This window comes from Shewanella bicestrii, assembly GCF_002216875.1.
GTDB lineage: Bacteria > Pseudomonadota > Gammaproteobacteria > Enterobacterales > Shewanellaceae > Shewanella > Shewanella seohaensis.
This window is the reverse complement of the sequence record NZ_CP022358.1, coordinates 711,874-737,457: the sequence shown is the minus strand read 5'-3', so window position 1 is coordinate 737,457 and position 25,584 is coordinate 711,874. Positions and strand designations below refer to the sequence as shown.

The following is a 25,584-nucleotide window of genomic DNA, read 5'->3' as shown; positions in this document are numbered from 1 at the left end:
GACTCTATTTTTGAAGATAGATAAAACCAAATTGAGTTTGAAATGAACCCTAATAATTCTTTCGAATATGCCGTTAGACAAATTCTAAATAGACGATGTGTTCCTGTTGCTGGGGCTGGTATTTCGATATCTAGTAAGCATCCTGAAACATATAATTATCACAGTGTACCGTGGATGGTAGAGACTCTCGAAAAAAATTTGTTAAAACGGCGTGTTGCTAATTATAATGAAAATCTTCATGGCCCAGTTTGCACCCATATTACAACGATTAACGGAATAAATGTTCAACAAGGATGCCAAATAAGACTGAAACAGCTAGGGCATTCAATTGTATCGGTTGGCAACATTAAATCTGGCTGCTTCTTTTGTGACGTAATTTTAGCAGCGAAAAACCTTAAACTAGGAAATTTGGCTGAACTTTTCTTGTGGGAAGTAAATAGCCAATACGATGAATCGAATAATCCTGAAACACCTTACAAACAACTTGTTGAGTTGTTAAGAATTATCGAATACACAAAACTCGAACCAACTCCTACTCATAAAATTATAGCTAAACTGGCTAGAGAGTCCTTAATCAATGAAGTTATCACGACCAACTATGATTGTAACTTTGAAAAAGCTTACGAAAAAGTCGCAGGCAAGGGGTATGCTGATGTAATCGCAAACCTGAATAAATATCGAGAACTCGGTGCAGCGTCAAATGAAGTCGTTAATCATCTTAAAATTTTCAAAATAAACGGTTGTGCTAAAGAACTAGGCGATGGTAGTAATGAAGATCAATGTGAGCGAATCTTACTTACTGAACGTCAACTGCAACAATGGCGTAATCGGCAATGGGCAGCAGATATATTTAAAGACAGACTACGTTCTAATACATTATTTTTTAATGGGTTTGGTAGCGACGAACCACAAATTCATCATACATTACAAACAGTATTGGATGAATATTCCGACTATTCGCCAAAAAAGGCAAATGGAACTTTATTTGATACGCCAACTGCACCAATAGTAGCAATTTACGCACCACATCCTAGTTTTCACCAACAGCAAATTGTTAAAACATATGCTTTTCAGCATGGTTTCAACGCGCTAGATGGCGATCAGCTAATTATTCGGAACCCTAAGATTGGATGGTCTTTATCTGCTGACGAACTATGGCAGGCTATTTTTGAGCGTATCTATCGCCAACTGTTAATCAATGCGCTTAAGCACTGTATTGTTGCTGCAAATGCAAGTTTTACTGCAATTGTTCCCTATGCTTCAACAATACTTGGCGAGATTTTATCGACCTTCGAAAAGACTCTTGACGATGACAAACTTCAAGATAATGAAAAATCGCAAATAACAAGTGTGCCAGACTGGTTGAGCTCGTTAAAACAGATATGTGCTAGGACAATATTACCAGAAAATATTTATCAAGCGTTTAGTACGTGTCTTCAGATGTTAAAAGGCCATTTTAATGAGCAAGACGAATCTGCTCACTACGTACCCGTTAATGAAAATAAAGCGCTGATGTCCGAGCTGATGTTGTTGCTATTTATTTTGCATAAAAATCGTAAAGAACAGATTAGCTTTTGCCAAAAAAGAGGTATTGGGATTTCGCTAAAAGATGAAGTGAAATCTCTGTACGTTTCAGCCAGCCCATCATTCTTAACCGATTCAAATATATCAAATAAAATAACTGGTGCCGCAGAATTGATTCTTCTAATAGGAAATTCGGGAAGTTGTACTAGACCACAAATACATCGTTTATCAAAAACCGTGGACAAAAGCACCTTGCAACCTAGCACCATAATTGCTTTGGGATGGAAGCATATTTTCTATGATGGGCGCCTGAATAGTATTTCGTCTATAAATAAAAGACTAATGGATGCAGTTCAATCACCTACTCATTATTACTATGCGAACCAGCCAAGCTTAAATAAGCGCTCTTACTTAATACAAGTCTAAAGGAAGTGAAAATTGGAAAAAAATGACTACTTTAGCATCGAGCTAGATAAAAGAACTGATCAAACATTATCAATAATGCCTATCTCAGTCCATTGCTCATCAGCTTGCAATTTAGTTATATGGTTATCGCCAGCAATTAATGCTGACAAAATTAATTGGACTGATATGCGTTTTGACATCGCGCAGAAAATGGACCAACTGGCAGATTTACTTCGCGACCTTCAGTATTTCTCACCATTAATTGCGATCATTGATCTTGATGCCATCAACAAACAAAACATATTAAATCAATGGATTAACATAACAGGTGATCAGGACTGGCACCGTGGCCGTTTTATTGTCCAAATAGCAAATGCTGAAGAGTATCCTAGTGTAAAAGAGCTTTTAGATAAATGGACTGGAGCATTACAAGTTAAGGCGTATTCGCCCAAGCGTATTGATAACAAACGTTTTAAAGAACTTTTACTTGAGACTATTCCTTCTGCAAAAATTCCAACAGGTACTGAACCGCAGCTTTTTGGGCGGTATACAGATAATGTGCTTCAAGCTTTGGAGCATGGACAAGTAGATAAAATGGCTCGAAATTGGCAACAAGAGATTGTTGATGATTTAAATAACCTATTAGGTACACAATTCTTTGAAGGAACAAAAAATGACGCTTAATAAAACTATCAGTTCAATTGAGCTTCAAAATTTTAAAGGATATAGGTATAACCAAGGTCAAACAAATAATCGTTTTGATTTTGATAACGCTGATTTAATTCTGATCACAGGCAAGAATGGTGTAGGAAAAACATCATTATTAGAAGCCTTAGACTGGACGATGAACCAAGACGGTATCCCTAAAAAATATCTTAATCAAGATGAAAAAACTGGGTTAGTCGTGGTAAATGGTAATAAGTTCGACATAGGTGAAAAAAATCATGTGGGTGATTTTTTAAAGACTGTATCAACTTTTTTCTTTCAGGAACATATTAAAGAACTAGCCTGCAATGAAGTAATACAACTACTTGAACCGGATAACAAGCCCGCGCACGAAATGAAAGCGAGCCTTAAATCACTGCAAATAGAATTAGAGAAATTGCAACAAAAATTACAGCAGAGTAAATACCGAAAAGATTATGAAGCAGAACGGAAGAAATTTGCAGGAATAATCACTGAAAAAACAGAATCTCTTAACAATGACAATCCTATTAAAGCATTATTAAAGTCATCTACGCTCACAATAAATAATGGGAATTTGCAGAGTAAATGGGACTCGCAAATAAGAAATCTGTCTAAAGGACTAAGTGAATTAACGAGTAATAACAAGGTAATAGGTGAGAGTATTCCTGAGTATTTAGCTCATATTGAAAAGTGCCTCAGAGATGTTGAGTTAAAAATAATGGCAGATAAACCTGAGCAAGATAAAAATCTAGAGTTTGACCCTGCCTTCTTCGATATACTGGAACAGTTACCTGTTGAATTAGAAGTAAAATGGTTAGATGGAAGAAAAGGAAATAATTTATCACCCTCATCGTTAGATCTGCTTATTGTTGATGTTGATGAGAATAAGTATTTACCTGAGATAAAAAAACTTTTACCTGAACAAGAAGAACTTCGAAAAGAATATCAAAAAGTATCGGATGTAATAAGAAAGCTTATAGACAGTGATAGTCTTGAAAACTGGTTAAATAGTTTTCATGAAAATATCGAGCAATGGCTAAGTGCTTTTGATAATGATGCTGAAAGCGTTAGTTTAGCCAAAATTATTGAAGATTTGACTTACAACCTTGACAAATTAAAAGTTATTAGCCAGAAAAAGCTTAAAGAACTATATCAGCAACGTATAAAAATTGAAGATCAAGGTAAACGAATTTCAACAGAAATCCAACGATTAAACTTATATAGTACTGCGGCAGATCAATTCAATCGTTTCAATTTTGAGTTAAAAGAAAAATTCCAAGAAAAAACGTTAACGGTAGGTGAAGCACTTAGTTACGCAAAAAACAAACTTGCTAAATTGCCAAAAGCTCAATTTGAAAATAACGATATTTACTCACTTAAAATTTTGATTGGTACATTTCGGGATTGGTCAAGTATTGAGTATGACAAACAAGTTGATGAAAAAAATATTAGCCAACCTGAGAGTATTGAAAATGCAGAAACCTTACTATCTAGTGCGATAAAAATTTGTAAACAGGAGTCAGGAATAAACAGCCAATTACTAAACCTTATGAGCGAAATTCCTGCTGTTGAGCTACAAAGTTTGACTGAAAACATGAATTCATTACTAAATAGATTTCATTTCCCTAAAGGCTTCCTCCCAATCAAACTTAGTAATACTGGTACAGATAAAAAACCTACATGGACTTTTGAAACACAAAATAAGGTTAAATTTTCCGACTTATCGACAGGGCAAAAAACCCAACTTGCTATTTGTTGGACCATCAATCTTAATTTAGCGCTCGCAGATACGTTAAACCATCAAGTAATAGGTTTTGATGACTTCACAACATCGTTAGATATGAACCAATTGATCCCCGCAGCAGTGTTACTCAGAAAGATGGCATATGCTAACGATAGAGATAAGTGGAAACGACAAGTGATTGTTACTAGTCACCATGAAGATCTTACCAACCGCTTATTGGATTTTTTACTGCCACCACAAGGTAGAAGTATGAGAGTCATTCAGTTTGAGGATTGGTCACCTGAGGCTGGACCTAGTTTCAACTGTTTTAAAGTTGAAATGGGTGAGCAAACTTCATCAATTTCTCGAGCAGAATCAGCAATTAATCGCTTGTTTAGTAATTGAATAAATAGAAATCCACCAATAAAAAAGCGAACCAAGGGGTTCGCTTTTCGATGCTTCAAATTCGCTAAAGCCTAAGAATGATAATGGCGTTACTGCCGACGATAAGGCAAGGAAGCCGATGCTTTTAGCCACGGAGTTGACTGGTGTCAATGAGTAGCGAAAAGTATTGGCTGACGCCGAATTATCTAGGCCAAGTAGCCATTATCCTTACTCGTAGTCTTCCATCGGCACACACGCACAGAACAAATTACGGTCGCCGTACACGTCATCAATACGGTTCACGGTCGGCCAGAACTTGTTAGTACGCACTGCAGCACTTGGGAACACGGCCACTTCACGGCTGTATGGGCGTGAATCGAACGCTGGGTCCATAATATCGGCCATAGTGTGTGGCGCGTTGTGCAGCGGGTTGTTGTCCGCTGGCCACTCGCCTGCTTCAACTTTCGCGATTTCGGCGCGGATGGACACCATAGCGTCGATAAAGCGGTCCAGTTCAACCTTAGACTCAGATTCGGTTGGCTCAATCATCAGCGTGCCCGCAACAGGGAAGCTCATGGTTGGTGCATGGAAACCGTAGTCATTCAGACGCTTAGCGATATCCATTTCGGTCACGCCAGAGGCTTCTTTAATTGGACGCAGGTCGATAATACATTCGTGCGCAACGCGATCGTTACGGCCACGGAACAGTACTGGGTAGTGTTCAGACAGCTTCTTCATCACGTAGTTAGCGTTTAACAGTGCGGTTTGAGTCGACTTTTTCAGGCCGTTTGAACCGAGTAGCTTAATGTACATCCAGCTGATTGGCAGAATGCCAGCACTGCCGTATGGCGCTGCAGAAACTGCACCGTTGTTATCGCTTTCGCGGCCTGGTTTCACTACAACGTGACCCGCGACGAACGGCGCTAAGTGCGCTTTCACGCCGATTGGGCCCATACCTGGACCACCGCCGCCATGTGGAATCGCGAAGGTTTTGTGCAGGTTAAGGTGCGATACGTCGGCACCGATAAAGCCTGGTGAGGTTAAGCCAACTTGGGCGTTCATGTTGGCGCCGTCCAAGTACACTTGACCACCGTGCTGGTGCACAATGTTGCAGATTTCGCGGATAGATTCTTCGTACACACCGTGGGTCGATGGGTAAGTGATCATGATACATGACAGGTTTTCTGCCACTTCAGCCGCTTTGGCCTTCAGATCTTCTAAATCCACGTTACCTTGCTTGTCACAGGCAGTCACAACCACTTGCATACCGGCTAATTGCGCCGATGCAGGGTTAGTGCCGTGGGCAGATTGTGGGATTAAGCAGATGTTTCTGTGGGCCTGCCCGCGAGACTCGTGGTATTTACGAATCGCCAGCAGACCCGCGTATTCACCCTGTGCGCCAGAGTTAGGTTGGATACACACGGCATCGTAACCTGTGACATTCACTAACCATGAAGACAGTTCTTCAATCAGTTGAGTGTAACCCTTGGCTTGATCCAGTGGGCAGAATGGGTGCATGTTAGCAAATTCTGGCCAGCTCACCGGCAGCATTTCAACCGCAGCGTTTAACTTCATGGTGCATGAACCCAATGAAATCATTGAGTAGTTCAGTGCTAAGTCTTTGCTTTCGAGACGCTTGATATAACGCATCATCTCGGTTTCGCTTTGGTAGCGATTGAAGGTTGGGTGGCTCAGGATGGCATCTTCACGCACTAAAGACGCTGGAATCGATTGGCTACCTTGCGCCACGATTTGCGCGTCTAATGCGGCAACGTCTAAGCCATGGCCAGCACCTAAAATCACATCGAACAGGGCTTCGATATCGCTGCGGATAGTGGTTTCATCTAAGCTCACGCCGACGATGCCGTCAGCATCGAAACGCAGGTTCATTTCAGCGGCCAGCGCACGAGCATTCACTGCTGCAACGTCTAAGCCTTTGATGCTGATGGTATCGAACCAAGTGTTGTTCACTAAGCTCACGCCTTTAGCTTGTAAGCCAGCGGCTAAGATATCGGTGAAGCGGTTGATGCGTGATGCGATGGTTTTCAGGCCTTGTGGGCCGTGGAATACGGCGTAGAAAGACGCCATGTTCGCTAACAGAATTTGCGCGGTACAAATGTTTGAGTTGGCTTTTTCGCGGCGGATATGTTGCTCACGAGTCTGCATCGCCATACGCAGTGCGCGGTTACCACGGGTGTCCTTTGACACACCGATGATACGGCCAGGCATAGAGCGTTTGTGCTCATCACGGGCGACGAAGAAGGCCGCGTGTGGGCCACCAAAGCCCATCGGCACACCGAAACGCTGTGCGCTACCGAAGACCACGTCGGCGCCCATGGCACCCGGTGACTTGAGTAACACTAATGCCATGATGTCGGCAGCCACAGTCACAATCACGTTCTTCGCGCGTAATTCGGCGAATAAGTCTGTGAAGTCAGTGATTTGACCGAAACGGTTTGAATACTGGAACAGGGCACCAAACAGTTCGTGGTTTACTGCTTCATGGGCAGGACCTACCACCACTTCAAAACCAAAACACTCAGCGCGAGTCTTCACTACGTCTAAGGTTTGTGGGAATACGTCATCGGCTACGAAGAAGATGTTGGCTTTTTTGGCTTTAGACACACGCTTAGCCAGCGCCATCGCTTCGGCGGCGGCAGTCGCTTCGTCCAGCAGTGAAGCAGAGGCTAAATCTAAACCGGTTAAATCCATAGACACTTGTTGGAAGTTTAGAATGGCTTCTAAACGGCCTTGGGCGATCTCTGGCTGATATGGCGTGTACGCCGTGTACCAGCCTGGATTTTCGAAGACGTTACGTAAAATCACATTAGGTACTTGGGTACCGTAGTAACCCATACCAATGTAGCTTTTGAAGACTTGGTTTTGTTTGGCTAAACCACGAATGTAAGCAATGCCTTCGGCTTCGCCGCAGGAATCACCAATGCTCAACTCTTGGCTTAAACGGATCGACTCAGGCACGATTTGCGCAGTCAGATCGTCCAGAGACTCAGCACCAACGTAGTTCAACATTTCTTGTTGTTGGCTGCTATCCGGGCCGATATGGCGACGTAAGAATAAATCGTGCTGTTCTAACTGAGTGAGGGTTTGCTTGGTCATGATAAACCTTGTTCCAGATTTGCCGTAGCTCAGAACTGTAGGGTACTGATAAACGGGCTATTGTTATGTCAAACTTGCGCTAAAACAAACGAAGCCCCTTGGGGCTTCGTTAGCGTCGACGATTATTCCTCGTCGATGACAGCTTGGTAACCTTCTGCATCGAGCAGAGCGTCAACTTCAGATTCATCTGAAGGCATAACGCGGAAGAACCAGCCTTCGCCGTAAGCGTCGCTGTTTACGAGCTCTGGAGAATCTTCCAGTGCTTCGTTGACGGCAATCACTTCACCAGAGATTGGCGCGTAGATGTCAGAAGCCGCTTTCACTGATTCTGCCACTGCACAGTCGTCGCCTGCAGTCACAGTGTCGCCCACTTCTGGCAGCTCAACGAAAACCATGTCACCTAACAGCTCTTGAGCATGCTCAGTGATACCCACAGTGTAGCTACCGTCTTCTTCCTTGCGGATCCATTCGTGTGAAGAGGCGTATTTCAGTTCTGTCGGAATATTGCTCATTGTTCTTGTTCCTTGTTCCGTTTTTTTAAAATGCTTGTTTACCGTTGCGCACAAAGTTTGGCGCTACTACTCTAACAGCCACGCGCTTTTTACGCATTTCGACTTCCGCCGTATCCCCAATCGAGTTAGGAACACGCGCCATCGCAATAGAATAGCCCAATGTTGGCGAGAAAGTACCGCTAGTGATCACGCCTTGCTGCTCAACACCCGCTGCATCGGTGAAAAATACTGGCATATCATGGCGTAACACGCCTTTTTCTTCCATCACCAGACCGACTAATTTGTCGGTACCCGCATCGCGCAGGGCTTCAAGTGCCTTACGACCGATAAAGTCACGGTCAGTTGGCTCCCATGCGATGGTCCAGCCCATGTTGGCGGCCAGCGGGTTGATGGTTTCGTCCATATCTAAGCCGTAGAGGTTCATACCAGCTTCGAGACGTAATGTATCGCGAGCGCCTAAACCACATGGTTTAACGCCTTGATCTAACAGAGCTTGCCACAGGGCTTCGGCTTCAGTTTCTGGCACGATGATCTCGTAGCCCACTTCACCTGTGTAACCTGTGGTGGCAATAAACAGAGAACCGGTTTGCTTACCGAAGAAAGGTTTCATGCCTTCGATGGCGGCATTTTGCTCGGCATTGAATACGGCGGCGGCTTTGGCCTTAGCGTTAGGACCTTGAACGGCGATCATCGCCAGCTCAGGACGCTCAGTCACAGTGACATCAAAACCTTGGGATTGTTTGGCGATCCACGCTAAGTCTTTTTCGCGGGTCGCGCTGTTGACGACAACACGGTAGAAAGTGTCGGTCAGATAGTAAGTGATCAGGTCGTCGATGATGCCGGCATTGTCATCTAACATGCCGCCGTATAAGGCTTTACCAGGAACTTTAAGTTTGGCCACATCGTTTGCCAGCAACTTACGGAGGAATGCACAAGCGTCGGTTCCGGTCACATCAACCACAGTCATGTGGGACACGTCGAACATACCTGCGTCTTGACGCACGGCGTGGTGTTCTTCGATTTGTGAACCATAGTTGAGGGGCATATCCCAACCGTGGAAGTCGACCATCTTAGCGTTTGATTCTAAGTGCTTGTTAAACAGAACAGTTTTATTAGCCATTGTTATCCCTTTTTTGCGGCCTTTTTCAGGTCTCTGCCTAGCGTAGGGTGATACAAATCCGGCTAAATATCTGGCTAATCGGCATTTCACTTCCACGATGCATCAATTTGAAAGGTGATTCTTTCTGTATCAATGCGTCTGTCACTGCAACGCCTGATTTCGCTCTGAATTAATCAGATATTTATCGTGATTGGTATAAGTACTAGGGTCTAAAATGCGGCGAAATTATACCTTGCGTCACAAATTTGTATACAGGAGATTTTTCTAATCCGAAGCCAGTGTCATTAGATTTTCTCATCTTTAACATGTAATTTTTTTACATACGAAAGCGAGATTTGCGCAGCCTGTGGGCAAAATGCTGATAATAGCGGCAATTCTGATCACATTAGCGCAACCGAGGCTAGCGACATAACTTGGGGAGTGAGGACTTATTGCCCATGGCCTGTTGCATGAACACTGTTTTCAGCCCAGCGACATTATCAACGAGGTTGAGTCCCAGATCGCGAATGGCTTTTTTAAGGGGATTGCTACCCTCGAACAAACGCTTAAAGCCTTCCATCGCCGCAATCATCTCCATCGCATCGGCCTTGCGCCAACGCTCAAGCGCGCGCAGCTGGGCATAATCGCCGATATCCTTACCCGCCTCGTGCAGCTCGCCGATGACTTCGATAATGCTGGCGGCATCGAGAAAACCTAGGTTTACCCCTTGGCCAGCTAATGGATGAATAGTGTGGGCCGCATCCCCCGCGAGCACTAAACGGTGGCGGGCAAAATGGCGGGCATAGCGCATCCGCAGTGGGAAAGCTTGGCGTTCACTCTCAAGCTTACAAATGCCAAGGCGACCGTCGAAGGCGGCGGTGAGATTGCGCTCGAACTGCTCTGGCGCCATCTCGAGTAACTCGGTGGCGCGCTCTGGCGGCACTGACCAGACGATGGAGCAGAGGTTGTCTTCATATAAGGGCAAGAAGGCCAGCGGACCGTCCTGCAAAAAGACTTGGCGGGCAGTGGCAAGGTGCGGCATTTCGCTGCGAATGGTCGCCACGATCGCATGGTGACCATAATCCCAGAAGGTTAACGGGATCTTACATTGTTCGCGCACCCAAGAATTGGCACCATCGGCGGCAATCACCAGTGCGGCGCTAACGCTCTCGATGTCAGCATCGGCGCCATTGGCTAAGGTCAACCAAGCTTCGCGCTCACCAAAGGCGATACGCTCTATGCGTTGGTTTTCGATATGGGTGATATTGTCAAATTCACTGGCACGCTTGGCGAGGGCGTAGCTGATGGCATCATTTTCGATAATAGCGCCAAGACTAGGTTCACTGATGCTGCTGGCATCGAAGGCGATTTTACCAAAGCCGTCTTTATCCCATACCGCCATTTTTTGATAGGGCGTCGCGCGGCTGGCATCGACATAGTGCCAAGCGCCGAGGTGCTCGAGCAGACGTTGGCTCGCCTTGTTAATCGCGCTGACCCTAAGCCTTGGCTCACCGCTTACGGCTTGGGTGCTTTGAGCATCGATCACGACGACATTCAAATTGGCCTGCGCCAATCCTATCGCGGTGGCGAGTCCCACCATGCCGCCACCCACAATGGCAATGTCATAGGCTTGTGAACTTAACATGGGTACATCCTTTTCGCGTTGCGATACCAGTAATAATTATTTCCAGCCCATCGCCTTCTGCGCGACGGGGGTTTTCAGTGGCGGGAACCAAGATAACAGACGCAATCCCAGATTACGCCCAAGGGCCAAGGGCCAGTATAGGTTAGAGAAGCCACGGACTAAAAATTCAATATTGCGAATAGTGCTGTTTCTATCCGCCTCGCGGGCCTGCAAATAGCCATGGGTAACGGCGACACCGCCGATATCCTCACCCTGCACTAGCGCGCGTTGCAGCACATCGAGCAGGCTGACGACATCCCGAAGACCCAAGTTAAACCCCTGCCCTGCAATTGGGTGCAGAGTCTGCGCCGCATTGCCGATAAACACGCATCTATGGTGAATCGGCCTTGGCATGTAGGACAGGTTTAACGGATAAGCATGGCGCTCGCTAACGTCGATAAACTGGCCTGCGCGATAGCCAAAAGCTTGCTGCAACGCAGCTAAAAACTCGGCCTTGGGCGCGGTGAGCATCGCTTGGGCGCGGTTATCGTCGAGTGCCCAGACGAGGGATAAACGCGGCTGTCCTTGGCTATCAGCCATCGGTAATAATGCCAGTGGGCCAGTCTCGGTAAAGCGTTCATAAGCCCAGTGCTGATGCGGCTTATCGGTTTGCAGATTAGCGATAATCGCGGTTTGCTCAAACGCCACTTGGGTGATGGGCAGATTAAAACTGCTGCGCACCTTAGACTGCAAGCCATCGGCAGCGACCACCAGCTTGGCGCAAATCCGCTCGCCGGAATCGAGCACTAAGGTGTGACTCTCGTTAGCCGCAATTAACTCTGACAGTTTGGCAGGGCAAAAGAGTTTAACCTGAGTTTTGTGAAGCTCGCTAAACAGCACTTGGCCGACTCTTTCCAGCTCGACGACTTGCCCTAGCGCATCTAAGTGAAACTGACTGGCGTTGAGTTCCGTCATCCCAAAATGGCCGCGATCGGATACGTGGATATCCCTAATCGCCGTGCCTAAATGCGCCAGTTTCGGCCATAAACCTAAGCGGGATAACTCGAAGATGGAACCATGGGCAATGGCGATGGAACGGGCGTCAAAGCCGGGATGGCTGTTGTCGGGAAGATGCGCCTCGATTAAGGCAATAGATAAAGGTTTTTCAGTGCCAGATAAACGCGCTAAGGCCAGCGCGAGGGTCGCCCCCGCCATGGCGCCACCAACAATGGCAATATCGACATTTTGAACTGAATTATCCATGTGCTCTGCTACCGTCATGGGGTTCTCATTCAAGCTATGGCATGGCTAAAAGCGTTTCGCCATCGGATGTTAGATTTGAAACTCATTAAAGGCGGAATCGTTCCGCCTTTCTCTTTCTACGACCTTTCTCTTTCTACGATTAGTGGATCACCGCAGGATCGTCGCCCTCTCCGTGGCTCGGCTCTGGGCCAAACTCGGAGTAACACAAAATGGCGGCAATGCGGACAAACTCAAGCAACTCTGTGTAAGCCGTTTCCGATTCTTCATCTTCGGTCACGTCAAACTCGACCTGAGCAATCTCCGCCAGATCTTTGATCACTTCACGCACTTCGGCCGAGGCTTTATTCAGCTTTGGCTGGATAATCGCGATGCCGGTTAAGAAGCTTTGTGTCCACAGTGATAACGCTTCAACGCGTTGACTTAACGGCTCTTCCTCTTCGGGAAGCAGTGGCATAAAGCCAAACTCAAAGTCGCCTAAACGGGCAACCGAGTCTTGGAATAGCTCACACACCAATTGATGCAGAGGCGCTGGTAAAGGTTGACCATCATTCATCAGGTCAAATAAAGGTTTAATCCACAGATCGCCAGTTTGATCTACGCCACCGCAGATTAACCCCACAAGGGCACCGTGCACTTCCACGGGATGCTGACCAATTTCAGCCGCATCGAGGGCGATTTTTAAGCTGTCGATACGTAACGAAGGAGGGGTCGCCATATCAGGTTCCAATCAGAATTTTCCAGCAGCAATGCTAGCAGAGATAAAGACTTGAACCAACTCTGATCCGGCATTCTTGGGGGCGAAGATAAAAATTCCGGCAACTGCTCACACAAGCAGCAAACAAAACGGCGAATGTGCAATCCATCCGCGGCTCACCTTGCACTTTTAATATCAGCCCTATATAGTCCGCCCTATCGATGCCAACGAAAGGATCATCTTCGAATGAGTAATAGTGCAGTTGAAATCACCCTGCTAGGGCGCACCTACTCTATCGCCTGCCCCAAAGGTCAGGAAGATGCCCTACGCGTTGTGGCGCAAGGTGTTGAGCAACAGCTCATCTCGATGAAAAATCGCACCAACAGCTTAAGCCGCGAAGAAATTGCCATTATGGCGGCGCTGAATATTGGACACGAGTTGTACCAAGAAAAGCAAAAGAATAAGCACTATATGAAACAAATGGATGACCGCATCAGCCTGTTGCAGTCAACCTTGGAAAACGCCTTAGTTGAGCGTTCAACCAAATAGATTTAGACTGTGCCACTCGGTGCCAAGCACCATCTATCTGAGAAGAGTTGCACAGTGAATGGCTAAACTGGCCTATACTTTTTAAGCCAAGATTTTAGCGATTCAATACCGTTTTTGCTCCCTGGGGTGCAGGCCAACTGGTAATGTCCCTGTGCCGATAATTTTGATCTCAGGGTGAATGCTTTACTGACATTGAGCATGCTCGGCTCGTACCGAGAAGCCTTAGGAGGTAATCATTTACCCGCCTTGAACCTACGGTTCAAGGGCTACACCGGTAGCGGCATTCTGGGGAGCATCTTATTTATGTCTATCACGTCACCTGTCTCGAACACTTCGGCCCCAACAGTCAAGGGGCCACACGGCACTCAGTCTGCAATTGATACCCAGTCGCTAAGCCCAAATCTAAACCCAACGCTAAGCCTAAGCCCAACGCTAAGCCTAAGCCCAACGCTAAGCCGCGCCGAATTGCGTAAACAGATCCGCTTAGCTCGCCGCTCGCTTTCGACAGAGCAGCAGGCAGAGGCAAGCCTTGCCGCAGGTCAGCGAATGCTCGAAAAACTCAGCACGCTGAAGGCCCAGCATGTCGCACTTTACCTCACCCACGATGGTGAACTGGCAACCGCTCCGCTTATCGAAGCACTTTGGCAGCAGGGGATTCACACCTATCTGCCACGGCTCCACCCCTTTAATGCCGGGCAATTATTGTTTTTGGATTACCACGCCGACTCGCCAATGCTGCCGAATCAATTTGGCATTTTAGAGCCTCAGTTGGATGTGCGCGCAGTGATGCCAATTGAGCGGCTCGATGTGGTGATCACCCCGCTGGTTGCCTTTGATATCAAAGGCAACCGCATGGGGATGGGCGGCGGCTATTACGACAGAACGCTTGCCAATTGGCACGCCAAAGGTAAACCTCTGCCCATGGGTTACGCCCATGATTGCCAGCAAGTCACAGCCCTGCCCTGCGAGCATTGGGATGTGCCCTTACCGACTATTATCACCCCAAGCAAAGAATGGCGGTTCGACTAGGTCGTTTAGTTGAATCAGCCGAGTCATTCGGCTAAGTCCTATGACTCGACTTAGCCCAGTTATTCGTTTAAACCCTGCTAATCGTTTAAATCCAGTGACTTTTTTAAACCCAGTACTTGATTAAGTTCACTGCTATCACGCAGCTTTACTTTAAATGCCGCCCACCATCGACATTGTGGCTACGCCCTGTGACGTAGCGGCTCGCCAATAGATAATCCACTAAGGCGATAATCTCCTGATTTCCAGCTTCTTTTGGCAAGATGGCCTTAGCCAAGGTCTTTTGCCGATAGGCTTCATCATCGCTTGGATTAAAGAGGATCATCGCCGGCGCAATCGCATTCACTTTAACCTCGGGTGCCAATTGCGCCGCAAAGGATAAGGTTAAGTTATCCAGTGCCGCCTTGCTGGCCGCGTAAGCCATGTGCTTGGCACTGCCCTTTTCGGCCACATAATCGGTGAAATGGATAATATCGCTGGCGCCAATCTCGCCCTCGGCTCTCGCTCGCAGCTGTGAGGCTAAGGCCAAGTTCATTTGATAGGGCACGCTCACATGCACCTGCATCATGCGTTGCATGACTTCATGGGCGGCAAGGCTTGGGTTGTTATCTGGCAGCCAGTCAGAGGCGTTATGGATAATGGCGCGGATTTTAGGGTATTGGCTCAATTGCTCAATCAGGGTTTGCAGCTGCGCATTATCGTAGAAGTCGCATTGGATTAGAGTCGCGCCCAAAGACTGCAACTCATCGATGCTGGGATAATGGCTGCGATAGGTGCCAATCACCTTGTGCCCTTGGGCGAGCAAGTGTTTCGCGAGGGCGTAGCCAATGCGTTTACCCACACCTGTGATAATAATGGGAGCTGTCATATTCATCCTGTTATTTGCCTAGTACGGGCTTATGGGTTCAATGTAGGGCAAATCTAGTTAGCCAAATCATCAATAAAACAGTGTAATACGCAGAATGTTACTGCCTTTATCATCCTGCGCCTAATCATTAAGGCATTAAAGGCTGCATGATTTAGATCTAAAATGATGGCGCCCGCGTATACTCAAGGCCAGCTTAATCGAGGAAGCCCTATGGAACTGCGGATTTTTTACGACGGCAATTGCCCTTTATGTAGCGCCGAAATGCGTCAGCTTAAAGCGCGCGATACCGATGATCGCATCGAACTTGTGGATCTTAATGCTGACAATTTCAGCTCTCGATTCAGCTATATCGATAAAGAGTACGCCAATACCATTCTGCATGGTGAAACGGCGTCGGGGGAGATTTTGCTTGGGCTCGATGTCACCTGCAAAGCTTGGGGATTAACGGGTACGCGCCCTTGGGTGCAGATGCTACGGTTGCCACTTATCAAACCTATCGCGGACTGGTGCTACCTGAGATTTGCCAAGCACAGATACCGCATCTCTTATTTACTAACGGGCAAGGCGCGCTGCGACAATCAATGCCAGCTGCCTAAGTAACTAGCCTAAAGCTAAGACTCAAATTCAGCCCATAAAAAACGGAGCCATTAGGCTCCGTTTTTGATAATCCAGATGGATTACTTAACGAAATCAACGCCTAATTTGATATCGCCTTTCAGCGTATCTAACATAGAATCACGGGCGTTAGCTTCGAATGCGCTCACTTCACCGTAAGGCAGTACCTTTTCGATACCGTTTTTGCCTAACAGCACTGGTTGAGCGAAGAATTCAGCGTGCTCGCTACCGCCGTCAACGTAAGCACATTCAACGATGTTAGCTTCGCCTTGCAGACCACGAACCAGAGACATACCGAAACGGCAAGCCGCTTGACCCATAGACAGAGTCGCGCTTCCGCCACCGGCTTTAGCTTCAACCACTTCAGTACCTGCGTTTTGGATACGCTTGGTCAGAGAAGCCACTTCTTCATCAGAGAAAGTCACGCCTTCAACTTGGGACAGTAATGGCAGAATAGTCACACCGCTGTGGCCGCCGATAACGTTCACTTTAACGTCTGCAACGTTTAAGCCTTTTAATTCAGCGATGAAAGTTTCAGAACGGATAACGTCCAGAGTTGTCACACCGAACAGACGGTTCTTGTCGTAAACACCGGCTTTCTTCAACACTTCAGCTGCGATAGCAACAGTAGTGTTTACTGGGTTAGTGATGATACCCACTAACGCTTTAGGGCAAGTCACTGCCACTTTTTCGATCAGGTTACGAACGATACCTGCGTTGATGTTGAACAGATCTGAACGATCCATACCAGGCTTACGCGCAACACCAGCAGAAATTAGAACAACGTCAGCACCTTCCAGTGCAGGCGTTGGATCTTCACCAGCAAAACCTTTGATTTCTACCGCAGTAGGGATGTGGCTCAAGTCAACCGCAACACCCGGAGTAACCGGTGCGATATCGTATAGAGACAGTTTAGAACCCGCAGGTAATTGAGTTTTTAACAGTAGGGCGAGAGCCTGGCCGATACCACCAGCAGCACCAAGTACAGCAACTTTCATAGTTATCTCCGTTATTTCTCGGATATGTGTGACATGGATCTAATTTCCGTTGGCGTCACATTACTGGAATGTCACGTTAATTTCAATTATCCCTTAGTCGTGGAGACAAAGTTTTAGCGAAACTGAGCATTCCAATGTTGAATATTTACTCTAGTTCAATATCAATACCGACAACACGGCTATCTAGCCATCCATAAATTGCATTTTTATTCAGTCATAATGGTTATTTGTTGACACTTTGACCAAAACTATTCAAAATACGCCTGTTTTTTTGAATAAAGAATAAGACTATGCAAACGACCAAGAATCAGGATGACCTTGTTAGAATTTTTAAGGCGATTTTAAAAGAGGAGCGCTTTGGCTCCCAGAGTGAAATTGTCGCCGCTTTACAAGCAGAAGGCTTTAGCAATATTAACCAATCGAAAGTGTCTCGGATGCTCAGCAAGTTCGGTGCAGTGCGCACCCGCAACGCTAAGCAGGAGATGGTTTATTGCTTACCCGCCGAACTCGGCGTGCCTACCGCTGGCAGCCCGTTAAAGAACTTAGTACTCGATGTTGACCATAACCAAGCGATGATTGTCGTTCGCACCAGCCCTGGCGCCGCGCAATTAATTGCCCGTTTATTGGATTCCATCGGTAAACCAGAAGGGATTTTGGGGACCATTGCCGGAGACGACACTATCTTTATCTGTCCATCCAGCATCCAAGATATCGCCGATACCTTGGAAACCATCAAATCTTTATTCAACTACGCAGAATAAAAAAACAGGTCAGCTTGCTGACCTGTTCTGTTTTATCTGTACGCTTTTCAGTCCAACATTGCCCTTGTTTCAGGGCTGGTGTCCCGATTACGTTACAGCACAAGACCTATCTGTTGGCTTGGATGACGCGTACTTGGAAAAAAGACTCGTCACCCCAAACTTACAAACCTGAGCTCACAAACCTGAGCTCACAAACCTGAGCTCACAAACCTGAGCTCACAAACCTGAGCTCACAAACCTGAGCTTACAAACCTTAGTTCGTCGACTTTAGCCCGTAGTTCTAAGCTCATCAGCCTTAGTAGGCCACACTGATCCTTTGATTAAGATGCGCCGCTTTTTCTGCTTCATCCAGCATCGCTTTGGCGTAGTCGGCCACTGAAATCTTGCTCTGGCCATTCGCATCGGTAAAGAAGCTATCGCCACCTAAACGGTATGGGCCTTCGCTGGCGCCTGGGTAGATTTCTGCCGCAGGGCTGACAAAAGTCCAGTTAACAGTGGTGTTAGCGGCGCGAAATGCCTTCAATGCCTCACCTTGAGCCAAGGCTTCATCCTTATAGGCGGGCGGGAAATCTGGCGTAGACACTAAGGTCACTCCCGGCGCGACTTCTAAACTACCTGCACCACCGACCCAAAGTAGGCGAGGCACTTTTGCCTGTGGCAACACGGCTAACAGATTATTGACCGTCTTCGCGACTATGCCATGGTTCTGCTCGGCGCGCGCACCCACTGCGGCGATCACTACATCGACACCTGCAAATGTGTCGGCTTTCAATGGCTGAGTCAGGTCGACACTACGCACTTCTGCCGCTGTTTCGCCAAGCTTGCTTGGGTCACGCACTAAGGCAACCACTTCATGACCACGGCTCAGCGCCTCGTTAAAAATGGTTCCGCCAATCCAACCTGATGCACCTAATACTGCAATTTTCATTTGATAAGTCTCGCTACTGATTTAAATTGAGACCAGTTTACTTGCGACACTTCACGTGATAAATATCGATAAATGAGCATGATTGTTTCAGATTGAGATACTAATGGATAAAATCGCCGCCATGCGTAGCTTTATCGAAGTGGCCAACTGTGGCAGCTTTACTAAGGCCGCAGAACACCTCGATCTGAGTCGCCTACAGGTTTCACGTCATATTCAAGAAATTGAGCAGTGGCTGAGTTTACGTTTACTGCACCGCACGACCCGCAGCGTGAGCCTCACTCTACAGGGTGAAGAAGCCCTGCAATATTGTCAGCGAGTGCTGAGCGAAGTCGCCGCAATGGAAAGCCGCGCCCATAGTCATAACACCGAATTAGTTGGCAGTATTCGTATTGCCACGCCCGTCGGGCTTGGGCAGCACAGTCTGTTTGATGTGGTCGATCGCTTTATAAAATTACACCCTAAGGTCAATATTCAGCTGTTAATGTCGGACAGTTTTGCCCAATTGGTGGATGAGCGGGTGGACGTGGCACTGCGCTATACCGAACAGCCCGATGAGAATTTGATTGCCCGCAAACTGATGAGCATAGATGCCGTGCTATGCGCCGCGCCCAGTTACTTGACTCAAGCCGAGCCGTTAACCGTCCCTAACGATTTGCTCAGCCATAATTGCCTTATCCATAGTTCGCAGCAACATTGGCAGCTCCTCAAGGAGCAACAGAGCGAGCTGATTAAACCTATGGGGAATATGATGGCGAATGAAATGGGAGTGCTTGTCAGCGCCGCATTGCGCGGGCATGGCATTGCCTACTTGCCCTGCGACTTAGCCAATCCCTATCTGGCCAGCGGCCAACTACAAGAAGTACTCCCCGAATACACGGCGCCAGGGCAAACCCTTTGGGCTGTGTATCTCTCCCGCAGTTATCAACAAGCGCTGGTGCGCGCCTTTATCGATTTTACCGCCCAGCAATGGCAGCAGGATCTCAGTAAGTGGACGGCATCGAGTTAAGCCCACAAACAAAAACGCACTGAGGCTTTAAGGCTCAGTGCGTTATCTAAGATTTTACGCAGGCTTAATTATCGAACTGCATCAAAAAATCTAAGCTTGGGGCGAAGAAAGAAGAGCCCGTTAATGCGCTGGTGAAGTGCATCAAATGGTCGTGATTACCCGCACCATCACCAAACACCATACTGTGAAGCATCTTCTCGAAGTGCTCTGGCGTACGGCAGGTTGAAATAAACATCAGCCCCTGCTCCTTGAGCGAACCGTAAGGCATGCTCTGGCGCAAAATCTCAATCGACTTGCCGTTGTTATCCTTGAGGTTTACCCGCTTGATATGGCTAGTTAATGGCTTATCTTCCGACTCGTATTCGATGTTGTCTTGCTTGGTGCGACCAATAATATCTTCTTGCTTTTTAAGCGGTAATCGATGCCACTTACTCAAGTTGTGGGCATACTTTTGCACGTGAATGTAGCTGCCGCCCTTAAATTCAGGATCTTCATCCCCGACTAAGGCGACCTCTTGACGATGGCGTCCTTTAGGGTTTTCTGTGCCGTCGACAAAGCCCGTTAAATCGCGACTATCCATAAATCTAAAGCCGCGTTCCTCTTCGACTAACTCGACTAAGTCTTCGAACATTTGGCTGATTTCGTTGGCGACTAAATGCAAAATGTCGTAGCGGTCGCAGCGAATATGCACAAACAGATCGTATTCGATCGCAGGCGCCTCACGGTTACCCGCTTGCATCGCTGGGAATGGTTTGAGCATTTCGGGGCGAGCATCGGGATAGAGGCTGTCCCAATAGTTGGCACCTATGCCCACAAAACCATTGAATGCGCTGTCGGAATATTGATCCGTCAACTCATAAATATACTGCGCAACGTTGGCAATACAGGGACGCAATTGCGATTCAACGTTATCGTTGTCGCTCGCATTAAACATCAAATAGACGCTATGTAAGTTTCCCTCTGCACACACACCCAACTGTTCACGCGGCATATTTTGAATATCCATCTGGTTATCACCCTTTTGTCGATTCATTTTCGGCAATATTATCCGCAACTTTACCTGAAAATGACATTAAGTAACGCACAGTTTGTCCGTCTTTGTAATGTAAACACGTTTGTAGACTGGAATATAAAAATTGACGAGGCCATTACGCCTCGTCAATTCGTCTTACGCAAGCTTCGGCGCTCATTAGGCCAAAGGCGAATTATGCCTTAGTAACCCGCGGCATAACCATCTTTACGGCTCTCTGAGGCACCGCGGTAAACGCCCGTTTCGGCATTAAAACCAATGGCTTGATATCCACCAAAATCACCGAGCCCATCGCGTAGCACATGGCCTTTCTTAATTAGCTCACGGCGAGTTTCAACGGGGAAGCCTGATTCTAAGCTCACATAGCCACCGTCATTCATCACCTCACCCGTAGGCTCGGTCGAACCTGTGTGCAAAATTCTGGGGGCATCACCCGCTTCTTGCAAGTTCATTTTAAAATCAATCAGATTAACAATAATCTGCGCGTGCATTTGCGGCTGTGTTGCACCGCCCATCACGCCAAAACTTAACCAAGGTTTACCGTCTTTAGTCACAAAGGCGGGAATAATGGTATGGAAGGGACGCTTACCCGGCGCATAAGTGTTGAAACGGCCTTCGGTGAGATCGAACATCTGCCCGCGATCCTGCAGCACAAAGCCGAGATCTGGTGGCGTCATACCTGAGCCCATGCCGCGGTAGTTACTCTGGATCAGCGACACCATATTGCCGTCTTTATCCGCGGTAGTGAGATACACAGTATCCCCATGTTGCAGCGCAGGATTACCCGCATCGACACTCTTAGCCGCCTTGTTTAAGTCGATGAGCTTAGCGCGATTGTAGTTGTATTGCTGCGAAATCAGATCGTTAACTGGCACTTTGTTAAAGGCCATATCGGCATAGAATTTCGCGCGGTCGGCAAAGGCAAGTTTTTTAGCCTCTACGAATAAATGCACATATTCGGGGCTGTTAAAGCCCATGGCAGCAACATCGAAGGGCTCCATGGTTTTTAAGATCTGTAGTGCAGCAATCCCCTGCCCATTGGGCGGTAATTCCCACACATCGTAGCCACGGTAGTTGGCCGATACGGGTTCAACCCAGTCGCTAGTATGGCTGGCGAGGTCTTCATAACTGAGGTAACCGCCTTGAGCCTTGATGTATTTATCTATGCTCTTGGCAATATCGCCCTTGTAAAAGGCATCGCGGCCGCCTTTGGCAATTTTCTCGTAGGTGTTTGCTAATGCGGGATTTTTAAAGATCTCCCCTACCGCAGGCATTTTGCCATTGGGCATATAGGTTTCCTTAAAACCGGGGAATTGACCGAGTTTTTTACCACTGCCATTAAGATAATAAGCAATCAGCTCAGAAACGGGGAAGCCTTCGCGGGCATAACGAATCGCTGGCGCTAAATTATCGGCCATCGGCAGTTTGCCGAACTTGTTGTGCAGCTCGAACCATCCATCCACCGCGCCGGGAACCGACACGGGCAGCGGCCCAAAAGGCGGTAAATAATCTAATCCAAGGGATTTAAGCTTCTCTAGAGTTAAGGATTTGGGGCTACGACCCGAAGCATTGAGGCCATAGAGCTTTTTATCTTTAGCACTCCAGACGATGGCAAATAAATCACCACCGACACCCGAGCCAGTCGGCTCGACTAAACCCAGCATGGCATTGGCGGCAATCGCCGCATCCACGGCACTGCCGCCCTGTTTTAATACATCAATCGCCACCTGTGTCGCCAGCGGTTGGCTCGTCGCAGCCATCCCATGGGTGGCATACACTTCTGAGCGCGTCGCAAAGGCTTTACCCGTTATCCTATCCATGGCCAATACTCCCGATGACGACATTGCTGTCGCCACTGTGACTAAGGTACAAATTGATTTTATTGTTTTTATCATAATTCCTCCCACTCTGGAGGAATTAAGGTAACAAGGAAGGCTGAAAATATCAGCAATCTAGAATTTTTTTGCCCAAGTTAAACGTAAGCAAAAATGTCATACTTTATGCTGATACAGTGACATATCCTCTGCGGCCTGCTTAAGACTCAAATAGCACCAGAGAATGTGGCTCAGTGCTTAATCCCACTCGCTGGCCAACATTCAACTGCATGATTTGACTGCGCACTTCAACATAATGGGCGTGGGATGCCGCTTCGACTTTCACCCAATAATGGCAAAATGCCCCGAGGAAGCGCCGCTCGGTAATGGTCCCCACACCCGTATCATCGGCGCTAAGCGCCAATTGCTGTGGCCGCAAAAACACTTGCCCATTGAAAGCATGGGATTGCGACAAGGGCGTCAGGCTGCGCAGCTCACCAATCGGGGTGGCAACACTATGGCCATCGAGCACTTCGGCGGGTAAGTAGTTACCACTGCCAAGAAAATCCGCCACATAGCGGCTATTGGGCGCGGCATATAAGTCCTCGGCGCGCCCATGCTGCACTATCACGCCTTGGTTGAAAATAGCCAAGGTATCGGCAAAGACGAAGGCCTCATCCTTACTGTGGGTCACAAAAACCGCGCTGACATTACGCTGTTTGAGAATGCTGCGGATCTCCGCCATCATGCTGTGGCGCACTTGGGCATCGATATTTGAAAAAGGCTCATCGAGTAACAGTAATTGCGGCTCATAGGCTAGTGCGCGCGCAATCGACACCCGCTGCTGCTGCCCGCCGGATAGTTCATGGGGATAGCGTTTAGCTAACCCTTCGAGTTTCACCAGGGCGAGCATGTCATCTAACCGCGCCTTGCGCTGCGCAGGCGTTAATCTTGCCACACCAAAGAGAATATTCTCGGCGACGGTCAAATGGGGGAACAAGGCATAGTCTTGGAAAATCATCCCTATGCCCCGTTGCTCACTCGGCACAAATTGCCCTGCGCCGCTAACCGTCTTGCCATTGATTTGGATTTCACCTTGGCTGATGGCCTGCAATCCTGCAACCGCCCTGAGCAAAGTGGTTTTGCCGCAGCCACTTGGGCCTAACAGCGCAAGGATTTCCCCTTGTGCCAAGGTTAAATCTAAGCCTTTGAGTACCTGTTGGCCCTGATAATCGCTATGAACTTGATGAAGATTGAGGGTACTGGTCATCGGCTATCTTGCTCCAAGGAACGGTTTAAATAAATCAGCGGGACTAAACCCACGAGTACAATCACAATGGCGGGCAAGGCGCCATGTTCAAGCTTTTCGTCTGAGACAAACTGGAAGACATAGGTGGCGAGATTCTCAAATCCTATGGGCCGCAGCAACAATGCCGCCGGTAATTCTTTCATGCTTTCGATAAACACCAGCAGCGCCCCGGCAAATAACCCCTTAGTGAGCAGCGGCAGATGCACTCTTTGTAGCAATCGCCTAGGGCTCTGTCCTAGGGTCAGGCTCACCATGTCCAGTGACGGCGAAATGCGTTTATAGCTAGTCTCCACGCTGCCGATGGCGATAGCCACAAAGCGCACACAAAAGGCAAAAACCAGCGCGGCCGTACTGCCCGTAAGCAGGAGTCCTGGGCCTGTCATCCCCAACCAATCGGCTAAGTTGTTGATCGCAAAATCGAGCAGCGTTAATGGCACCAGTACGCCAATGGCGAGCACTGTGCCAGGCAAGGCATAGCCAGTCGATGCCAAGCGTGATGGCAGCGCATCGCTCGATCTCGGGCTCACGCGGCGAATAAACATCAATATCAATGCAATAGTGCAGCACACTAGGCTAGTGATGAGTGCGAGGCTCAAACTATTCACGCTCAATTGCCAGAAAATCGGATCCCAGCTCTGCTCAAAATAATCAATGGCATAGGAGAGTAAAATCCCGCTTGGCAGCACAAAGGCTAGCACTAACAAGGTGATGCAATAGCCGAGAGCACATAGGGTTTGCAGCGGTGAGAGTCGATATAAATCGCTGGCTTGAATACGGGACTGCTTTTGGAATAACTGCTGCTTACGGCGAGCAAAACGTTCTATTCCAATCAGACTAAACACTACCAAGAGGATAATGGCCGAGAGCTTAGCCGCCGCAGTCAAATTGCCATAACCTAGCCAAGTGTCGTACACGGCAGTGGTCAGGGTTGGTACGGCAAAGTAGTTGACCGTGGCAAAATCCGCCGCAGTCTCCATCGCCACTAAGGCCACGCCCACGGCCAAGGCGGGCCTTGCCATTGGCAAAGATAAACGCCAAAAACTCTGCCACGGCGAGCAGCCCATAATCCTCGAGGCGTGGGCCAAGCTTAGGGATTGCTCCATAAACGCGGTGCGCGCCAACAGATAAATATAGGGAAAGAGCACCAGCGACAACACACACGCCGCGCCGCCTAAGGTACGAATATCGGGGAAAAAGTAATCCTGCGGTGAACTCCAACCAAACACAGAACGAAGCCCAGTTTGTACTGGGCCGGCGTAATCGAGTAAATCGGTATATACGTAGGCAACAATGTAGGCTGGCATGGCCAAGGGGAGCAATAAGGCCCATTGCAGATAACGCCTAGCAACAAACTCACAGCGCGCCATTAACCAAGCGCAGGGCAGTGCCAACAAGAGTGAGCCAATACTCACCCACAGGATCAACCATAGGCTGTTGGAGATATAAGTAGGTAGTACAGTGGAGAGCAGATGACCAAAAACGGCCTCATCGGGCTGCGCCGCCTGAAGAATTAACGCAAAGAGGGGTAACACCAGTAGCGCGGCTATGGCATAACCAGTAAGCGACCAGCTTCTGGCTAATCCTAAAATCATGTGGATCCTTTAACCTAAGTGCGCCAATCAAGGCGCACTTTTTACTTTTACTATTT

The 25,584-nt window shown here is 47.7% G+C and carries 21 protein-coding genes and 1 other RNA gene; 9 read left to right on the top strand and 13 right to left on the bottom strand.

The features are described 5' to 3' along the window. The first annotated feature begins 42 nt into the window (after positions 1-42). The 3 genes from CF168_RS03315 to CF168_RS03305 are packed head-to-tail and all read left to right on the top strand — an operon-like array spanning position 43 to position 4,744. Positions 43-1,950: an SIR2 family NAD-dependent protein deacylase gene (locus tag CF168_RS03315; protein WP_089066969.1), complete on the top strand. Its 1,908-nt coding sequence runs from the start codon at positions 43-45 to the stop codon at positions 1,948-1,950. A 12-nt stretch (positions 1,951-1,962) separates the two neighbouring features. After that, positions 1,963-2,613, top strand: a complete 651-nt coding sequence (locus tag CF168_RS03310; protein WP_089066968.1) for a hypothetical protein — start codon at positions 1,963-1,965, stop codon at positions 2,611-2,613. Further along, the gene (locus CF168_RS03305; RefSeq protein WP_089066967.1) at positions 2,603-4,744 is read left to right on the top strand and encodes a recombinase RecF; all 2,142 of its coding nucleotides are present in this window, start codon (positions 2,603-2,605) and stop codon (positions 4,742-4,744) included. The genes CF168_RS03310 and CF168_RS03305 overlap by 11 nt, the downstream gene beginning before the upstream one ends. A gap of 207 nt (positions 4,745-4,951) precedes the next feature. Here CF168_RS03305 and gcvP read toward each other — a convergent pair whose 3' ends face one another. The 6 genes from gcvP to CF168_RS03275 all read right to left on the bottom strand — a co-directional run bounded on the left by gcvP (position 4,952) and on the right by CF168_RS03275 (position 13,053). Then, entirely contained in the window at positions 4,952-7,840 is a 2,889-nt protein-coding gene (gcvP, locus tag CF168_RS03300) for an aminomethyl-transferring glycine dehydrogenase (protein ID WP_089066966.1), read from the bottom strand. A 122-nt stretch (positions 7,841-7,962) separates the two neighbouring features. Continuing rightward, positions 7,963-8,352, bottom strand: coding sequence for a glycine cleavage system protein GcvH (gene gcvH / locus CF168_RS03295; RefSeq protein WP_011071083.1), 390 nt, complete (start codon positions 8,350-8,352; stop codon positions 7,963-7,965). 25 nt (positions 8,353-8,377) lie between these two features. After that, entirely contained in the window at positions 8,378-9,472 is a 1,095-nt protein-coding gene (gene gcvT, locus CF168_RS03290; RefSeq protein WP_089066965.1) for a glycine cleavage system aminomethyltransferase GcvT, read from the bottom strand. Between the two features lie 400 nt (positions 9,473-9,872). After that, the gene (locus CF168_RS03285; protein ID WP_089066964.1) at positions 9,873-11,096 is read right to left on the bottom strand and encodes an FAD-dependent oxidoreductase; all 1,224 of its coding nucleotides are present in this window, start codon (positions 11,094-11,096) and stop codon (positions 9,873-9,875) included. Positions 11,097-11,132: 36 nt separating this feature from the next. After that, positions 11,133-12,356, bottom strand: a complete 1,224-nt coding sequence (gene ubiH, locus CF168_RS03280; RefSeq protein ID WP_089066963.1) for a 2-octaprenyl-6-methoxyphenyl hydroxylase — start codon at positions 12,354-12,356, stop codon at positions 11,133-11,135. 121 nt (positions 12,357-12,477) lie between these two features. Further along, on the bottom strand, positions 12,478-13,053 hold the full coding sequence (locus CF168_RS03275; protein WP_089066962.1) for a UPF0149 family protein: 576 nt from the start codon (positions 13,051-13,053) through the stop codon (positions 12,478-12,480). Between the two features lie 225 nt (positions 13,054-13,278). Here CF168_RS03275 and CF168_RS03270 point away from each other — a divergent pair, with 225 nt between their 5' ends. The 3 genes from CF168_RS03270 (at position 13,279) to CF168_RS03260 (ending at position 14,610) form a co-directional block, all read left to right on the top strand. Next, positions 13,279-13,581: a cell division protein ZapA gene (locus tag CF168_RS03270; protein ID WP_089066961.1), complete on the top strand. Its 303-nt coding sequence runs from the start codon at positions 13,279-13,281 to the stop codon at positions 13,579-13,581. A 115-nt stretch (positions 13,582-13,696) separates the two neighbouring features. After that, positions 13,697-13,877: non-coding RNA, 6S RNA (gene ssrS, locus CF168_RS03265), on the top strand. 7 nt (positions 13,878-13,884) lie between these two features. Further along, positions 13,885-14,610 carry a 5-formyltetrahydrofolate cyclo-ligase gene (locus tag CF168_RS03260; RefSeq protein WP_089066960.1) on the top strand — a complete coding sequence of 242 codons (726 nt, stop codon included), beginning with the start codon at positions 13,885-13,887 and terminating at the stop codon, positions 14,608-14,610. A 145-nt stretch (positions 14,611-14,755) separates the two neighbouring features. Here CF168_RS03260 and folM read toward each other — a convergent pair whose 3' ends face one another. Beyond that, entirely contained in the window at positions 14,756-15,475 is a 720-nt protein-coding gene (gene folM, locus CF168_RS03255) for a dihydromonapterin reductase (protein ID WP_089068886.1), read from the bottom strand. A 210-nt stretch (positions 15,476-15,685) separates the two neighbouring features. Here folM and CF168_RS03250 point away from each other — a divergent pair, with 210 nt between their 5' ends. Next, positions 15,686-16,075: a thiol-disulfide oxidoreductase DCC family protein gene (locus CF168_RS03250; RefSeq protein WP_089066959.1), complete on the top strand. Its 390-nt coding sequence runs from the start codon at positions 15,686-15,688 to the stop codon at positions 16,073-16,075. Positions 16,076-16,152: 77 nt separating this feature from the next. Here CF168_RS03250 and mdh read toward each other — a convergent pair whose 3' ends face one another. Beyond that, positions 16,153-17,088, bottom strand: a complete 936-nt coding sequence (gene mdh / locus CF168_RS03245) for a malate dehydrogenase (protein WP_011718296.1) — start codon at positions 17,086-17,088, stop codon at positions 16,153-16,155. Between the two features lie 290 nt (positions 17,089-17,378). Here mdh and argR point away from each other — a divergent pair, with 290 nt between their 5' ends. Further along, positions 17,379-17,849: a transcriptional regulator ArgR gene (gene argR / locus CF168_RS03240; protein ID WP_011624073.1), complete on the top strand. Its 471-nt coding sequence runs from the start codon at positions 17,379-17,381 to the stop codon at positions 17,847-17,849. A 295-nt stretch (positions 17,850-18,144) separates the two neighbouring features. Here argR and CF168_RS03235 read toward each other — a convergent pair whose 3' ends face one another. After that, positions 18,145-18,777 carry an NAD(P)-dependent oxidoreductase gene (locus CF168_RS03235; RefSeq protein WP_089066958.1) on the bottom strand — a complete coding sequence of 211 codons (633 nt, stop codon included), beginning with the start codon at positions 18,775-18,777 and terminating at the stop codon, positions 18,145-18,147. Positions 18,778-18,880: 103 nt separating this feature from the next. Between CF168_RS03235 and CF168_RS03230 the strand changes: the two genes are divergently transcribed. Then, positions 18,881-19,783, top strand: a complete 903-nt coding sequence (locus tag CF168_RS03230; protein WP_089066957.1) for a LysR family transcriptional regulator — start codon at positions 18,881-18,883, stop codon at positions 19,781-19,783. 64 nt (positions 19,784-19,847) lie between these two features. On the opposite strand, the gene CF168_RS03225 is transcribed toward CF168_RS03230, so the two are convergent. The 4 genes from CF168_RS03225 to CF168_RS03210 form a co-directional block, all read right to left on the bottom strand. Further along, a complete protein-coding gene (locus tag CF168_RS03225; RefSeq protein ID WP_089066956.1) occupies positions 19,848-20,789 on the bottom strand; it encodes a Dyp-type peroxidase in 942 nt (313 codons plus the stop codon). 206 nt (positions 20,790-20,995) lie between these two features. Then, the gene (gene ggt / locus CF168_RS03220; protein WP_089066955.1) at positions 20,996-22,708 is read right to left on the bottom strand and encodes a gamma-glutamyltransferase; all 1,713 of its coding nucleotides are present in this window, start codon (positions 22,706-22,708) and stop codon (positions 20,996-20,998) included. Positions 22,709-22,847: 139 nt separating this feature from the next. Further along, on the bottom strand, positions 22,848-23,897 hold the full coding sequence (locus tag CF168_RS03215; protein WP_089066954.1) for an ABC transporter ATP-binding protein: 1,050 nt from the start codon (positions 23,895-23,897) through the stop codon (positions 22,848-22,850). Continuing rightward, positions 23,894-25,528, bottom strand: coding sequence for an ABC transporter permease (locus CF168_RS03210; RefSeq protein WP_089066953.1), 1,635 nt, complete (start codon positions 25,526-25,528; stop codon positions 23,894-23,896). The genes CF168_RS03215 and CF168_RS03210 overlap by 4 nt, the downstream gene beginning before the upstream one ends. Between the last annotated feature and the right edge of the window lie 56 nt (positions 25,529-25,584).